The organism is Rhizobium sp. N731 (assembly GCF_001664145.1).
Lineage (GTDB): Bacteria > Pseudomonadota > Alphaproteobacteria > Rhizobiales > Rhizobiaceae > Rhizobium > Rhizobium esperanzae.
Map to the genome: position 1 here is coordinate 2709175 of NZ_CP013601.1, position 13916 is coordinate 2723090.

The 13916-nt window shown below is 60.1% G+C and carries 14 protein-coding genes; 10 read left to right on the forward strand and 4 right to left on the reverse strand.

What is annotated here, in order from left to right:
• Positions 1–210: 210 nt before the first annotated feature.
• Both AMK02_RS13385 and AMK02_RS13390 read left to right on the forward strand, forming a co-directional pair.
• Positions 211–1143 (forward strand): hypothetical protein, encoded by a 933-nt coding sequence (locus tag AMK02_RS13385; RefSeq protein ID WP_064803454.1) that lies wholly within the window; start codon positions 211–213, stop codon positions 1141–1143.
• 82 nt (positions 1144–1225) lie between these two features.
• Positions 1226–1549 carry a hypothetical protein gene (locus tag AMK02_RS13390; RefSeq protein ID WP_064803456.1) on the forward strand — a complete coding sequence of 108 codons (324 nt, stop codon included), beginning with the start codon at positions 1226–1228 and terminating at the stop codon, positions 1547–1549.
• A gap of 123 nt (positions 1550–1672) precedes the next feature.
• Here the strand turns inward: AMK02_RS13390 and AMK02_RS32530 are convergent, their stop codons facing one another.
• Positions 1673–3421 carry a VCBS domain-containing protein gene (locus tag AMK02_RS32530; protein ID WP_064803458.1) on the reverse strand — a complete coding sequence of 583 codons (1749 nt, stop codon included), beginning with the start codon at positions 3419–3421 and terminating at the stop codon, positions 1673–1675.
• 482 nt (positions 3422–3903) lie between these two features.
• On the opposite strand from AMK02_RS32530, the gene AMK02_RS13400 reads away from it, so the two are divergent.
• Positions 3904–4227 (forward strand): hypothetical protein, encoded by a 324-nt coding sequence (locus AMK02_RS13400; protein WP_064803460.1) that lies wholly within the window; start codon positions 3904–3906, stop codon positions 4225–4227.
• A gap of 145 nt (positions 4228–4372) precedes the next feature.
• On the opposite strand, the gene AMK02_RS13405 is transcribed toward AMK02_RS13400, so the two are convergent.
• The 3 genes from AMK02_RS13405 to AMK02_RS13415 all read right to left on the reverse strand — a co-directional run bounded on the left by AMK02_RS13405 (position 4373) and on the right by AMK02_RS13415 (position 6087).
• Positions 4373–4816, reverse strand: a complete 444-nt coding sequence (locus AMK02_RS13405; RefSeq protein ID WP_064803462.1) for an SRPBCC family protein — start codon at positions 4814–4816, stop codon at positions 4373–4375.
• A 112-nt stretch (positions 4817–4928) separates the two neighbouring features.
• Positions 4929–5342 carry a GFA family protein gene (locus AMK02_RS13410; protein WP_064803464.1) on the reverse strand — a complete coding sequence of 138 codons (414 nt, stop codon included), beginning with the start codon at positions 5340–5342 and terminating at the stop codon, positions 4929–4931.
• Between the two features lie 52 nt (positions 5343–5394).
• Positions 5395–6087 carry a type 1 glutamine amidotransferase domain-containing protein gene (locus tag AMK02_RS13415; RefSeq protein WP_064803466.1) on the reverse strand — a complete coding sequence of 231 codons (693 nt, stop codon included), beginning with the start codon at positions 6085–6087 and terminating at the stop codon, positions 5395–5397.
• 252 nt (positions 6088–6339) lie between these two features.
• Here AMK02_RS13415 and AMK02_RS13420 point away from each other — a divergent pair, with 252 nt between their 5' ends.
• The 7 genes from AMK02_RS13420 (at position 6340) to AMK02_RS13450 (ending at position 13850) form a co-directional block, all read left to right on the forward strand.
• The gene (locus AMK02_RS13420) at positions 6340–7341 is read left to right on the forward strand and encodes a LacI family DNA-binding transcriptional regulator (RefSeq protein WP_064803468.1); all 1002 of its coding nucleotides are present in this window, start codon (positions 6340–6342) and stop codon (positions 7339–7341) included.
• Positions 7342–7508: 167 nt separating this feature from the next.
• Entirely contained in the window at positions 7509–8543 is a 1035-nt protein-coding gene (locus AMK02_RS13425; RefSeq protein WP_064803469.1) for a sterol desaturase family protein, read from the forward strand.
• On the forward strand, positions 8540–8851 hold the full coding sequence (locus AMK02_RS13430; RefSeq protein WP_064803471.1) for a MocE family 2Fe-2S type ferredoxin: 312 nt from the start codon (positions 8540–8542) through the stop codon (positions 8849–8851). The genes AMK02_RS13425 and AMK02_RS13430 overlap by 4 nt, the downstream gene beginning before the upstream one ends.
• 72 nt (positions 8852–8923) lie before the next feature.
• The gene (locus AMK02_RS13435) at positions 8924–9868 is read left to right on the forward strand and encodes a substrate-binding domain-containing protein (RefSeq protein ID WP_064803473.1); all 945 of its coding nucleotides are present in this window, start codon (positions 8924–8926) and stop codon (positions 9866–9868) included.
• Positions 9869–9927: 59 nt separating this feature from the next.
• Positions 9928–11133 carry an NAD(P)/FAD-dependent oxidoreductase gene (locus tag AMK02_RS13440; RefSeq protein WP_064803475.1) on the forward strand — a complete coding sequence of 402 codons (1206 nt, stop codon included), beginning with the start codon at positions 9928–9930 and terminating at the stop codon, positions 11131–11133.
• Complete coding sequence (locus AMK02_RS13445) at positions 11130–11963, forward strand: sugar phosphate isomerase/epimerase family protein (RefSeq protein ID WP_064803477.1); 834 nt, start codon at positions 11130–11132, stop codon at positions 11961–11963. The genes AMK02_RS13440 and AMK02_RS13445 overlap by 4 nt, the downstream gene beginning before the upstream one ends.
• A gap of 240 nt (positions 11964–12203) precedes the next feature.
• Positions 12204–13850 carry a putative bifunctional diguanylate cyclase/phosphodiesterase gene (locus AMK02_RS13450; protein WP_064803479.1) on the forward strand — a complete coding sequence of 549 codons (1647 nt, stop codon included), beginning with the start codon at positions 12204–12206 and terminating at the stop codon, positions 13848–13850.
• Positions 13851–13916 lie beyond the last annotated feature (66 nt).

Sequence of the window (13916 nt, forward strand, 5' to 3'; positions counted from 1 at the left end):
GGCGCGCTGTGGGGCACCTCCGCGGCTCGCCCCTTCCTCCGTCCCTGTTTGACCTTCGCCAAAAGTAACAGCTCATCGTAACGACCGTGAAGAGACGCCCAGCCCGAAGGGCGGAGAGCACCTTGCCGGGCTACCTTGAACGGAAAGGTCCCTGCCCTAACTTTTGCGGACGGCTAGCGGACCATAGCGGGACTAAAGCGGAGGGGCGACGTGGCATCCTATTCGATTGACGAAGCGATCCGGGAGCTCACTCCGGTTCTCGGCAAGGCGGCGCCGGCGGGCGCCGTCAGCGGCGAGTGGATTGCCACCACCATGCAGGCCGGGCATTCCTCACGCACGGGCGGCTATCGCGATGCCGGAGGAACCCTTGTCAGCGAGGAATCGACCAAGCCGCTTGATATCATCGAGGATGTGATCGAGAAGCTCGATGCGGCCGCATCGCACCGCTTCAACAAGGTGGTGATCCGCTGGAAGAAGGCGAAGCTTCCCTTCATGCGCGGCGAGATCACCATCGACACTACCTATGATCAATCGATCGTTCCGCGCGGGCCCGACGACCCGGTCTATGAGGCGGCCGCGGCCACGCGGCGCGCCTTCTGGCAGACCCGCGGCGGCGTGCGGGAGGGCTTCGCTGCCAAGCGCGAAACGGCCAACGTCCATAACCAGACGAAATGGTTCGGCCCGCACCGCCGCATCCTTGCCGTCGATGCGCCGGAAAAGCTCATCCTCGCTACCGACGGCCTCTCCACTGCCTGGGCAGGCATTTCCGAGCCTGAAAATGGCGTCGAATGCGAGCTCTTCATGGAATTCGATCCTGCGACGCTGGATTCGACCGGAACGGCAAACTGGGCAAATCTCCTGATCAATCTCGGCGATCTCGTCGCTGACGGCCACCGCGTTGCCCGTGACGTTGAAAAACACGGCGCCATCCTCTTCTGCCGGCTGACGGAGGATTATGCGCCGCTGACCCGCATCATCCTGAGCTGCGACCCCAGCCGCATCGACGGCTTGCCCTTCGGCTCTGTGCCGCTGATCCGTGCGACACCGGTCGCCGAAGCAGAGATCGAAGGCTGCGACCCTGACGAGGACTGGGGTGCGACGGCGGCGCGCCAAGCGCTGGCGAAGCGAGGGATCAGGCTTTAGAGCCTGATCATTTCATCGACATGTCATGAAACTTCTAGCTCCGGATCGGCTTTCTACTACGAAGCCAAACAAGGAGCTCCAAATGTCCGGCGAAGCCGAAAATAATGGTAAAACCGCCATCGTTCCAGTTCTGAACCCGTCAGCAGGCGAACAAGCCGCCACTGCGTCCGTGCTCGAAGACATGCAGAAAGCAAGCCTTGAGACCCGTCAGCCGGAGCCGGCGGTCGCGTTGTTCTCCTGGGAGATCGATCCGCCGGACCTGATCAAACTGATCTCCGAGATGATGACACTGCCGATGATCCTGTGGTCGACGGGCATATCCCTGACCTATTCCCTCTGGCTGTCTTCGCTGCTTCCCGCACGCGAGACGATCGGCTCGATCAAGCAAAGCGCGGATTACGCTTAGCAACGTCGGCCGACTACGGCCACGCCCCTAGCCCCTGCAAGCTCCGCCTCTCCGCCCCCGTTCCACGGAATATTTGCGGAATGAAGGGCGGGTAGAGAATGCTGGTCGTGAGCACAGACCGCCTCAGCCAAACAAGAAGTCGCCCGAGTTGAAATTTGCAAGCCCGCCGAGGGTCGTGATGTTGTCGAATTCAGCGACCAGCACCGCGCCGCCGGCTGAACTTGGGTTCTGATCGTAGTAGACCGCCACATGGCCGAGATCCGTATTGTGGAATACGAACAATGCCCCTGTGGTTATGTTGCTGTAACCATTGATGGTGCTCTGGACGGTTGCGTTCGTGACGCTCACGTCCGTTTTGACGCCAATCTCCGTTCCGGCAACATTGATCGTGCCGTTGTTTCCTACCTTCACATTGTCCACGCTTGTATTGTTGTTGCCGACGGCGAACTCGAACGTGCCGCCTCCGACGTCTAACTGGAACTTATCCACGCTTGTGCTATTCGTCCCAGCATTGAAGTCAGTCATATGGTTCGTGGTGGTGGCAAACTTTTGGAAAAAGAAGGTGTCATTTCCCACGCCCCCGGTCAGGGTGTTGTTGCCAACACCGCCGTTTAGGGTGTCGTTGCCGTCTTGGCCGAAAAGAGTGTCGTCACCTCCCAGCCCGAACATCATATCGTTACCGCCACCGCCGTAGAGCACATCGTCGCCCGTTCCACCGGTCGGATTGTCCACTGAGTTGCCATTGCCACCGGTGATAATCGTGAACGTCTCGGTCTTTTCGAAGGCCGGCCCTATAGGATCTCCGGTCTGCGTTGCCGTTACCGTCACTGAAAATGTACCGTTCGTCGATAGCGCATCCGAACTAAGCGTATTGCCGGTTATTGAAAACAAGCCAGGGTTCGACTGCGAAGCAATGCTGAAGCTGAATCCACCCGTGTCGGGATCAGTCGCCGTCAGCAGACCACTGAACTCAAAACTATTGAAGTTGACGCTGTCCGCCGGGACGACAGGCGTCAGCTTGATGTCAGTCGGTGCCTCCCGAGCTGGTCCATCATCTGCGCCGGAGATGGCGACGACGATATTGTGGCTGGCGGTGCCGTCGAGCGAGCTGACGCTCAGCGTGTCGCTGACGGCGTCGCCCTGGTTGAGCGCCTGCGTCGCCGCCCGGCTGTTGTCGAGCGTATAGGTCCAGCTGCCGCTGGCGGCATCGAAGCTGAAGCTGCCATAGATGCCGTTGAGTGAGGCCGGGGCGGCAAACACCGCCTCGCCGTCGTCGACATCGCTGACCGTCAGCTTGCCGGAGGCACTCGGATCGCCGCTGCCGGCCGCCCCCGCCTCGACCGTCGCCCGGTCGTCGGTCACCGTCGCATCAACGACGATCGAAGCCGCATCGTTGGCGCCGGTGAGCGAGATCGAGACATTTGCCTCGCTCAACGTGCCATTGCCGAGCCGTATCGCGTAGACGAAACTATCTTTGAGGATCTCACCGGCAGACAGCGTGTTGATATCCGCGCCCGAGCCCGCGATGCCGCTTCCATCGCTAATACGGTATTCAATCTTTCCATTGTTGATCCTGACCCAATTGCCGAGCAGAGTCGTCTCCCAGGCAGATGCCCCATTCGCTCCGACGTCTTTCGCAAGAAGCTCATAGTCAGTGGTAATTGGATTGCCATCTCCGTCTTCGACCGAGAAGAGGGATTTGGCATTCCCACCAAGATCATTCGACATCACGTCAAGGGTTATGGTTTTGGTGGCCGCATTGTAGAGCTGGAGACTGAGCAGCTGATCTTCCGTCCAGATGTAAGAGTCATCCTTCGCCTGTGGCGTATTGGTGAAAGAAGTCGTGCTGCCACCGGTGCTTTGCGTAGCCATTAAAATACCCCCATAACACAAAACAAGTAACCAGGAACTGATTCAAGACTATTCAGGCCAACACGGCACGCATGAACACGCGGTCACCCCGATATTGTCGAGGCAAACACCATTTTTCTTAAACAAGAACCGGAATACTCCCCACTCCTAATGAAGTGTTAACATATATACTGTGAAATGAAAGGCGATTTTCTTGCGACGGTTAATTTCTCCCCGAGTTCACTGCGAGAGAGGCCTCTTGTCAGCGCGGCACGCGTGACGGCGATCGCCGAGGCTGAAGTCGTAGACCTCCTCCTGACGGGCAATGGGTGCGACGGCGCGCGAGCGCGTTGGCGAAGCGCAGGCTCAAACGTCAGAGCGTTTCCGCTTTTCCTCGATCAGGTCAGCACCGGCTGAATCCATGCCGATCATTTCATCGACATGTCATGAAACTTCTTGTCCCGGATCGGCTTTCTACAACGAAGCCAAACAAGGAGCTCCAAATGTCCGGCGAAGCCGAAAATAATGCTAAAACCGCCATCCTTCCAGTTCAGAACCCGTCAGCAGCCGAACAAGCCGTCACCGCGTCCGTGCTCGAGGACATGCAGAAAACAAGCTTGGAGGCCGGTCAGCCGGAGCCGGCGGCCGTGTTGTTCTCCTGGGAGCTCGATCCGCCGGAACTCGCCAAACTGATCTCCGAGGTGATGACACTGCCGATAGTCCTGTGGTCGACGGGCATGACCCTGACCTATTCCCTTTGGCTGTCTTCGCTGCTTCCCGCACGCGAGACGATCGGCTCGATCAGGCAAAGCGCGGCTTACGCTTAGAATTGGGCCGATTGCGGCCGATCACGCCCCCCAGCTCCTGCAAGTCCCGCCTCCGCCCCCCGTTCCATCGAATATTTGTGGAATGACGGGCGGAGAGGTGACGAGCGGCTGTGCGGCGGCGCTCGTCAAGGCTGGCGCAATTGCATCATTCGTTGATGTCAGGCTCGACGACCCGAGCCAGATTGCGCAGCGACTCCTGCCAGCCGAGATAGCAGGCTTCGGGCGGGATGAGATCGGGCACGCCGGCCTGGGTGATATCCACCTCAGTGCCGACCGAGACCTTCTTCAGCGTCACTGTGACTTCCATTTCGCCCGGCAGGTTCGGGTCGTCGAACTTGTCCGTGTAACGAACGCGTTCGCCCGGGACGAGTTCACGAAATTCGCCGCCAAAGGCGTGGCTGTTGCCCGTGGTGAAGTTGCGGAAGGACATTCTGAAGGTGCCGCCGACGGCCGGCTCCAGGTGATGCACGGTGCAGAGGAAGCCGTTCGGCGGAAGCCATTTGGCGAGCGCATCGGCCTCGATGAAGGCGCGATAGACCTTCTCCGGGCTGGTGGCGAAAACGCGGTGCAGTCGTATGGTGCTTGGCATGGTCGTGATCCTTTAATGGACGGAATGAACGAGCTAAGGACGGACAAATCCTCACCGATCCGACACGGCATCGATCTTTTCTTCAAGAAAAATCACTCGGGGTATGCGTGTGTTAGCTCGGCATGCCCTCGAACTGCGGAAGATGGAGCGGCGTTGCCCAGGCCAACCGCCGTTTGGTGAACATCTCGATCCCCGGCTGTATCAACTCGGGCCGGTCGAGGCTGCCGAGTGTAACAAAGACAAGGCCAGGGAAACTTTCGAGGTTGCTGCTGAACAGCCTTGCGCCGCAATCGGGGCAGAAGTTGCGGTCAAGCCCCTTGCCGGAATCGGCAATGTAATGAAACGCTTTCGGCGTGCCGGCCGTCAGCGTGAAATCATACTGCGGCACGGCGAAGAAGGTGGCGGCCTCACCGCCCGAGGCCTTCTTGCAATCCAGACAATGGCAGTCGGCGACAAAGGTCGGATCGGTATCGAAGGCGAACTGCACCGCACCGCAGGCGCATTTCCCGGTATATTTCCTGCTCATGCCTGGCGCCTTTCATCTGGTGTAGGAATGTCGGCAGGCGTTGCCATCGGACTCAGGCTGCGGTCTGCTCGCCCAACGCGTTGAGCAGCAGGCGGGCGGCCTGCTTCGACGAGGCCGGGTTCTGCCCGGTGATCAGCTGATCGTCCTGGACGACGTGTACGGCCCAGTCTTCCGTCGCCGAAAACTTCGCCCCCTGCTCTCTCAGCACGTCTTCGAGCAGATAGGGCACGACCTCGACGAGCTGCACGGCGGCCTCTTCGGAGTTGGTGAATCCGGTCACCGTCCGACCCTTCGCGATCGGCCCGCCGTCCGGCGCCTTGACCTTGGTCAGAATCCCCGGCGCGTGGCAGACGAGCGCCAGCGGTTTTCCCGCGGCAAGCGTCTCCTCGATTAAGGTGTGGGCGTTGTGGTCGTTCGTCAGGTCCCAGAGCGGACCATGCCCGCCGGGAAAGAACACGGTGTCGTAATCGGCCTGGTCGACGTCAGACAGCCTCAACGTGTTCGCGAGCGCAGCCGTGGCCGCCGGGTCGCGTTCGAATCGGCGCGTGTCTTCCGTCTGAAACGCCGGCTCGTTGCTCTTCGGATCGAGCGGAGGCTGACCTCCTTTCGGCGAAGCGAGCACGATCTCGGCGCCGGCGTCACGGAAGACGAAATAAGGGGCGGCGAGCTCCTCGAGCCAGAATCCCGTTTTCCTGCCGGTGTTTCCCAGCTGGTCATGCGATGTGAGAACCATGAGAATTTTCATTGCCCAGCTCCTTCGGCCGGCCGGAGGACAAAATCTCCCGCGCCCGGTTTAACGGTGAAATACTGCCTGCAATCTCATGCTGAACTGGCAAAATCATAGATCGGCCACCGGTGCGACACAAGCCTCCAGTTCCATTCGGAATGATGAGGACGCGCCTGATCCTCCCGCCCTTCAAATTCTTATTGGAGACGCATAGAAGATCGGTAACGCTGTTGCGCATCGGTTCAGCGAAGCCTTCGGGGAAGTTGGAAAGTGAGCAAGCCGAATTATCGGGATATCGCCCGCCATGCCGGCGTCGGCACTGCAACGGTCGAGCGCGTCCTGAACGGGCGCGGCGGCGTTCGGCCGGAGCTGGTCGAGAAGGTGATCATTGCCGCGCGCGCGCTGGATTATCCCCGCAAGCTCCCGGACACCCATCGCGGCCTGCTGCGCATAGAGGTGTTGATGGTACGTCCCGAAACCACCTTCTATCAGCGGCTCTCCGCGGCATTCGAGAGGATTGCGGCGACTCTCGACCCGCTGGTGATCGTGCATCGCAGCTTTACCGAAGAGATGAAGCCGGAAGAAATTGCGCGCCGAATCTTGTCGGCCGGCCTGCGGCGCGCAGGCCTGATCCTGGCAGTGCCCAGCAACCCGGTGATCGGCGCGGCCGTCGAGAAGGTCAGCGCCCAAGGCTTGCCGGTAGTCCACGTCGTCACTCGCGCCTCGGAACGTACAGGCGAATTCGTCGGCATCGACAATTATGCCGCCGGCCGGACGGCAGCGCTCTTCATCGGCCGAATGGGACGCCGGACTGGTCCCGTCTTTGCGATCTGCCATCCGATCTATCAGGTGCACCGCGATCGAATCCGCGGCTTTTCGGACTATTTTCTTGAGCACCCCGGTGCCACCAGCTTCCAATGCCTGGGGTTCGGTCTCGACGAAGAGCATCTCGGCGCGGAACTCCTGTCCTCGGCATTGCGGATGTATCCTGATCTTGCCGGCCTCTACAATGCCGGCGGCGGCAATTCCGCGCTGATCAATGTGCTGCGGCGGCATGCGCGCGAACGCGGCATCTTCTTCGTCGGCCACGAGCTCACCGACTATACGCGCAGCGCCTTGCAGGACGGCACCATGGATGTGGTCCTCGACCAGGCGCCCGAGGCGCAAGCCAGGCGATCGCTCGATCTGATCCTGCGCCGGATCGGCCTGACCGACATCGAACCGGATCGGGCGCCCATCCGCTTCATCACCATTACCAAGGAAAGCCTTTGATCTGATTTGATCAAGAATGCTTTCGGCGCCGTGGCGGTCTCCTGCTACTTTCAAGACAGGAGAGAGCCGACGCGTCGACAGCCGCGACATCCGGGCACGAAAGGCGCTCTCCCGCGATCAAGATGCATATGCGGGCAGACGAATCCGTCCGGCCGAAGGAGAGAGCAATGGACGATCTGAAATTCGGCACGCGCAACAAGCGCGGCGACTGGGCGCCGAACCAGCCGGCGGAAACCGCGCCGCTGTTTGCGTTTCCGCCGCGGCTGATGGCGATCCTGAAATGGCTGCCGCATTACTTCTTTCCTTGGAATGCGATTTTCGCCGCCTCCGCGATCGCTTACTGGGCCTGGGTCATTCCGCCGGTGGAGACGATGCAAACGCTCGGCATTGGCTGGATCGCCTGGCTCTACGCCGTGAACGCGATCTGCGTTTTGCTCTTTTACGGCGCCTTCGAGGTGCATCTCTATGTGCTGAAGCGGCAGGAAAACCGCTTCAAATACAATGGAAAGTTTCCGTCCGAGCAGAAGAACAAAGCCTTCTGGTTCGAGCGCCAGAACGTCGACAACATACTGCGCACTTTCCTGTCGGGCGTGACGATCTGGACGGCGATCGAAGCTGCGATGCTCTGGGCCTACGCCAACGGTTACGCCCCCTGGTTGAGCTTCACGGAGCACCCCTGGACACTTGCCCTCGTTGCGCTCGTCGTGCCGATCATTCACGAGTTCCACTTCTTCTGCATCCACAGGCTCATCCATACGCCCTTCCTCTATAAGTGGGTGCACTCGGTCCACCACAACTCGGTCAATCCCTCGCCCTGGTCGTCGCTGTCGATGCATCCGGTCGAGCACCTGCTCTATCTCGGCACGGCGTTCTACCACCTGATCCTGCCGTCCAATCCGATCATCATGCTCTACCAGCTGCATTATGCCGGCTTCGGCGCCATTCCCGGCCATGTGGGCTTCGACAAGGTCGAAATCGGCGGGGACAAGCTCATCGATAGCCACGCCTATGCGCATTACCTCCACCACAAATATTTCGAGGTGAACTACGGCGACGCCCTGATCCCGCTCGATAAGTGGTTCGGCACCTGGCACGACGGCTCTGCCGAAGGCGAGGCGCAGATGCAGGAGCGCTACCGCAGGCGCAAGGAAAAACTCGCGGCCCGCAAGGCCCGCCTGGAAGTCGGAGAAGCCGCCGAATGACCTGGATCACAGCCGTCAAACTCGAGGACATCGAACAGGAAGGCGCCATCCGCTTCGACCATGGCGGGCGCACCTACGCCATCTATCGCGGCCCTGATGACAGTGTCTATTGCACCGCCGGCCTCTGCACCCACGAGGCGATCCATCTCGCCGATGGGCTGGTGATGGATTTCGAGGTCGAATGTCCGAAGCATTCCGGCGCCTTCGACTATCGCACCGGCGAAGCCTTGAGGCTGCCCGCCTGCGAGAATCTGAAAACCTATCCGGCGGAGGTGATCGACGGAGAGGTTCGCGTGGCTCTGATCTGAGCCCGCAACACAGGCAGGCTTGAACAGCCTCCGGAATAGATCGGGTGGCCCGGCGCCCTTTGGGAGGAAAACATGAAATCAATCTGTGTGGCGGCCGTCCTGGCCGCCCTGACGACGACTACTGCCTCGGCCGAGACGATCGGCGTTTCGATGCAGAGTTTCGATAACAATTTCCAGACGCTGCTGCGCGAAGGGCTGCAGGCACGAGCCTCCAAGCTGAACGGCGTCAGCCTTCAGATCGAGGATGCGCAGACCGACGTCTCCAAACAGCGCAGCCAGGTCGATAACTTCATCGCATCGGGAGTGGACGCGATCATCATGACGCTGACCGATACATCGGCCGCCACCGGCATCAGCGAGGCCGCCCGAAAGGCGGGCATTCCGCTCGTCTACCTCAATCTCGAACCGGAAAATATCGACAGACTGCCCGAAAAGCAGGCCTATGTCGGTTCGAAAGAAACGGATTCCGGAAGGCTCGGCGCCGAAGCCGCCTGCGATCTGCTGAAGAAAGAGGGCAAGGCCAACGACGCCCAGGCTTACATTCTGATGGGCGATCTCGCGCATCAGGCCTCGCGCGACCGGACCTCGTCTGTCAAGGCGACGCTTTCGGCAGGCGATTGCAAGGGCGTGACCATCGCCGATGAACAAACCGCCGCCTGGACGCGCACCAACGCAATGGATCTGACTACGAACTGGCTCACGGCAGGTCGTCCGATCGACGTGATCTTCGCCAACAATGATGAGATGGCGCTGGGCGCCATTCAGGCGCTCAAGGCATCCGGCGTGTCGATGGACGACGTCATCGTCGTCGGCATTGATGCCACGCAAGACGCGCTAGCGGCGATGGCGGCGGGTGATCTTGACGTGACGGTCTTCCAGAACGCCAAACAGCAGGCCGCAAGTGCGGTGGATGCAGCCGTCGCGCTGGCGCACGGCAATGCCGTCGACAAGGAAGTCTGGGTGCCGTTCGAACTGGTCACACCCAAGAACATGGCCGAATACGCGAAAAAGAACTGATCCTCCCCGGCCGGTGTCTCCTCCTCACGAGCGCCGGCCGCTCTTCTCTGGAGAACACAATGGACGGTATCGTCATCATCGGTGCAGGCGAATCCGGCACCCGGGCGGCCTTCGCCCTGCGCGAGGCCGGTTATTCCAGGCCCGTTACGCTGGTCGGAGCCGAACCGCATTTGCCCTACGAAAGGCCGCCTCTGTCGAAAGCCGTCGACGGTGCGGTGCAGATGAAGCTGATCTGCGCGGCAGATGCGCTTGATGCAGCGGGCATCACCTATCTCAAGGGGTTGTCCGCCGCCAAGCTGGATGCGGCCACCGCGACCGTGACGTTAAGCGACGGTCGGCTATTGCGTTATGAAAAGCTGCTTCTGGCGACTGGTGCGTGGCCAAGGCGGCTTGCCTGCCCCGGCGCAAAGCGCGCGCTCGACTTCCGCACCCATGCCGATGCCGAAGCGATCTTTTCCAATGTCATTCCGGGCCACAGCGTCGCGATCATCGGGGCGGGACTGATCGGGATGGAGCTCGCAGCAGTGCTTCGCGGAATGGATGTAGCGGTCAGCGTCATCGAAGCCGCGCCGAAACCTTTAGGCCGCGCCGTTCCCGCCCGCTTTGCCGAAAAGTTGCATGCCCGACACGCTGCCGAAGGTGTGCGTTTCCACCTCGATCGCGGCGTTGCGGCAATCGGCAATGACGGCGTTACCCTCAGCGACGGCAGCGTGGTCCCCGCCGATCTCATCGTCAGCGCCATCGGGGTCCTGCCCGAGACTGCCCTGGCGGAAGCGGCGGGGCTGGCAACAGGCAATGGAATTCTGACGGACCGGCGTCTTCGCACTAGCGCGCCGAAGATTTACGCGGCAGGCGATTGCGCGGCGGTCGCCCAACCCGGCGGAGGGCATGTCCGCTATGAAAGCTGGCGCAACGCCAGGGCGCAGGCCGAAACGGCAGCGCGGAACATGGCCGGCGCCGCCGAGACTTTTACCGCCATTCCCTGGTTCTGGTCGGACCAGTATGATCTTGGCCTTCAGGTGGCGGGGCTGCCGCAGCCCGGGCATCAGACGGTCCCACGTGCGACGGTGGCGGGCGAGCTTGAATTCTATTTCGACGAAGGCCGCCTCGTGGCCGCCGCCGGCCTCGGCATCGGCAACGGCCTGGCCAAGGATATCAAGCTTGCTGAGATCCTGATCGCAGCAGGCATCAGCCCCGCGGCTGCGGAACTCTCCGACCCGGGATTAAACCTCAAGACCCTTCTGAAAAGCGCGCGGGCCGCATGACGCAGAAGCTGCTGGTCTTTCAGTCGCTCTGGGCCATGGAGCGCCGGCACACGGACGGGTTCGAGCCCACACTCGATGAAAACGTCGCGATGATTTCCGATGCGGGCTTTGATGGCATCAGCGCGCACTACACCAACCGTGCGAATGTCATTCGGCTGAACGAAGCCATCCGGGGCATGGGCTTGAAGATCGAGGCGGTCTGCTTCCCCCGCTGCGTCGAGGATTTGCGTCTGCCGCTGGAACTTGCTGAGGCCTTTCCGGTCAGCCACATCAACCTGCAGCCCGATATCCGCCCCCGCCGGATCGAGGATTGCCTGCCGATTCTCGATGGCTGGATGCGGCTCGCCGAAGATGCGGGTATTCCGGTATTCATCGAAACCCATCGCGACAGGATGACGACGGACCTGTTCTTCACGCTCGATCTGCTCGATCGACGTCCCGATCTGCCGTTGCTGGCCGATCTGTCGCATTTCCTGGTCGGTCGCGAATTCGCCTTTCCGGTCAATGAGGAAAGTCACGCATACATCCGGCGCATCCTACGGAATGCCCATGCATTTCACGGCCGTGTCGCTTCCCGAGAGCAGGTGCAAATCGAAATCTCCTTTGCGCACCACCGGCCCTGGGTCGATCTCTTCCTGCAGTGGTGGGATTACGGCTTTCGCCATTGGCGATCACGCGCAGCCGATGACTCCGAGCTGGTCTTTACCTGCGAATTAGGCCCCAAACCCTATGCGATCACCGGGAGAGACGGCAACGACTCGACGGACCGATGGGCCGAGGCGCTGGCGCTGCGCCAGATGGTGCGCGAACTGTGGGCTGCCATTGCCTGAGCCGCAGCGCATGAACAATCGCGGCAATCCGTTCTCTCGTCAGCCCCTGCAGCCGCCTTCCGATGGCGGCAACCACTTCGTCGGACCAGTGCGCGCGCATCCACAGCCGCAAGCACATTGGGCAGACGTTAGGGATTGTTAATCAGAAATGCCTAATGTATTTCTTAACGTGCACAAGTTGTGCGGGAGTTGAGTTGCTATAGTATCTGGTAAGACATTCAATCAGGGAGAGCCTCCGACATGCGGAAAATTCCTGCTACCCGCTTGGCCCTCGAAAAAACGGAGGCAATAACCTGGGGCTTGATCGACCGGCTTTTATTCTTTGATCGCGATTTCAATCCGGTTGAAAATTTGCTTGGCAATGCGCTGCCCGCTTCCGTCAAACCAGCCGCCTCCTTCTGGGAGCTTTTTCCGGAGCTGGACAAATCGGCCGTCATGCTCGCTTTCCGTTCACTGGGTGACAGCGCTCAGCCTTTGCGAATAACAGGCGCACTCGGCGGATCACATGATTTGACGATCTATCGGATCGGTGATCTGTTTGCCGTGGTTCGGTCCGAGGAACACATTGACGACGAGCGCGCAACCCTTTTACATCTCGCCACCCATGATCCGCTGACTGGACTGCCGAACCGGCGCCAATTCAGCGAGGACCTGAGCGCGCTGTTGCAGGAAACTGCAGGCTCGAGCGAGACCCTTTCATTAATGCAACTCGACCTTGACGACTTCAAACCTGTCAACGACACGCTCGGGCATGCTGCGGGCGACAAGCTTCTTCAATCGGCTGCAAGGCGTATCCAAGCCTGCCTCTCCAGCGATGACCGGGCCTATCGATTGGCCGGCGACGAATTCACAGTGATCTCCGTGGGCGGAGGACATCCGGCCAAAGCGCACCGCTTGGCGGAAGACCTGGTTGCCGCCTTCAAAAAACCCTTCACGATAGACGGCATCGAGCTCTTTGTCGGCACAAGCATCGGCATGTCCACCGCTCCGCCGGATGGCACGAGTCCAGAACAACTGATGAAAGCTTCCGACCTCGCACTCTACGACGCCAAGAAAGAGGGGCGTGGTCGGGCAAAAGCCTATGACCCAACGATGCTAGAATTGCTGGAGCAGCGGGAACTGCTGCGCCGCAGTCTGCGTATGGCGCTCGACCAACAGCAATTCTATGTCGAATACCAGCCGATTGCCGAGGGCGGCTGCATTGTCGGCTTCGAGGCGTTACTAAGATGGCACCACCCCCTGCTTGGAAAAATTCCACCGGCGGCATTCATTCCGATGGCCGAGGCGGACGGAATGATGCCAGACATTGGCGCGTGGGTTTTGGAGCAGGCATGTCGTGAGGCGATGAAATGGCCGGAGAACTACCTCGTCGCCGTCAATCTGTCAGCGGCTGAATTCTTGACAAGCGGCCTGACCGACCGGATTTCCCACACGTTGGACCTGGTCGGACTGCCGCCCGAGCGTCTGGAACTCGAAATAACCGAGAGCGTGCTGCTCGAGCGCACCGTCAACAACATTGATACGCTCAACACGCTCAACTTACTGGGCTTACGAATTTCGCTTGATGACTTCGGCACCGAATATTCGTCCCTGAGCTATCTGAAGACATTCCCTTTCGACACGATTAAGATCGACAAATATTTTATCACCGATCTCGAAACCGATCTGAAAAGCCAAGCAATCGTCCGCTGCATCGTGAACCTTGCACATGACCTCGACATGCAGGTGACAGCCGAGGGAGTTGAAACCCCGGGGCAGGCGGAATGGCTGCACAGTGTGGGCTGCGACAGGCTTCAGGGCTATCTGCTGAGCAGGCCGCTTCCCGTGGAGGCCATTGACGAATTCATCAAAGGGGCGGAAGCATCCAAAAGCCGCGCCCGACAATAGCGCTCGAAACTTTTCGCCGTGCGTCTACATTGCATGCAGATCCAACGCTCCTGACACACGAACGGA

What these genes read in the sequence shown, in the direction of transcription:
- AMK02_RS13430 (WP_064803471.1), top strand. Translation starts at nt 8,540, where the DNA reads ATGACCTGGATCACAGCCGTCAAACTCGAGGACATCGAACAGGAAGGC.
- AMK02_RS13435 (WP_064803473.1), top strand. Translation starts at nt 8,924, where the DNA reads ATGAAATCAATCTGTGTGGCGGCCGTCCTGGCCGCCCTGACGACGACT.
- AMK02_RS32530 (WP_064803458.1), bottom strand. Translation starts at nt 3,421, where the DNA reads ATGGCTACGCAAAGCACCGGTGGCAGCACGACTTCTTTCACCAATACG.
- AMK02_RS13450 (WP_064803479.1), top strand. Translation starts at nt 12,204, where the DNA reads ATGCGGAAAATTCCTGCTACCCGCTTGGCCCTCGAAAAAACGGAGGCA.
- AMK02_RS13410 (WP_064803464.1), bottom strand. Translation starts at nt 5,342, where the DNA reads ATGAGCAGGAAATATACCGGGAAATGCGCCTGCGGTGCGGTGCAGTTC.
- AMK02_RS13415 (WP_064803466.1), bottom strand. Translation starts at nt 6,087, where the DNA reads ATGAAAATTCTCATGGTTCTCACATCGCATGACCAGCTGGGAAACACC.
- AMK02_RS13425 (WP_064803469.1), top strand. Translation starts at nt 7,509, where the DNA reads ATGGACGATCTGAAATTCGGCACGCGCAACAAGCGCGGCGACTGGGCG.
- AMK02_RS13390 (WP_064803456.1), top strand. Translation starts at nt 1,226, where the DNA reads ATGTCCGGCGAAGCCGAAAATAATGGTAAAACCGCCATCGTTCCAGTT.
- AMK02_RS13440 (WP_064803475.1), top strand. Translation starts at nt 9,928, where the DNA reads ATGGACGGTATCGTCATCATCGGTGCAGGCGAATCCGGCACCCGGGCG.
- AMK02_RS13445 (WP_064803477.1), top strand. Translation starts at nt 11,130, where the DNA reads ATGACGCAGAAGCTGCTGGTCTTTCAGTCGCTCTGGGCCATGGAGCGC.
- AMK02_RS13400 (WP_064803460.1), top strand. Translation starts at nt 3,904, where the DNA reads ATGTCCGGCGAAGCCGAAAATAATGCTAAAACCGCCATCCTTCCAGTT.
- AMK02_RS13405 (WP_064803462.1), bottom strand. Translation starts at nt 4,816, where the DNA reads ATGCCAAGCACCATACGACTGCACCGCGTTTTCGCCACCAGCCCGGAG.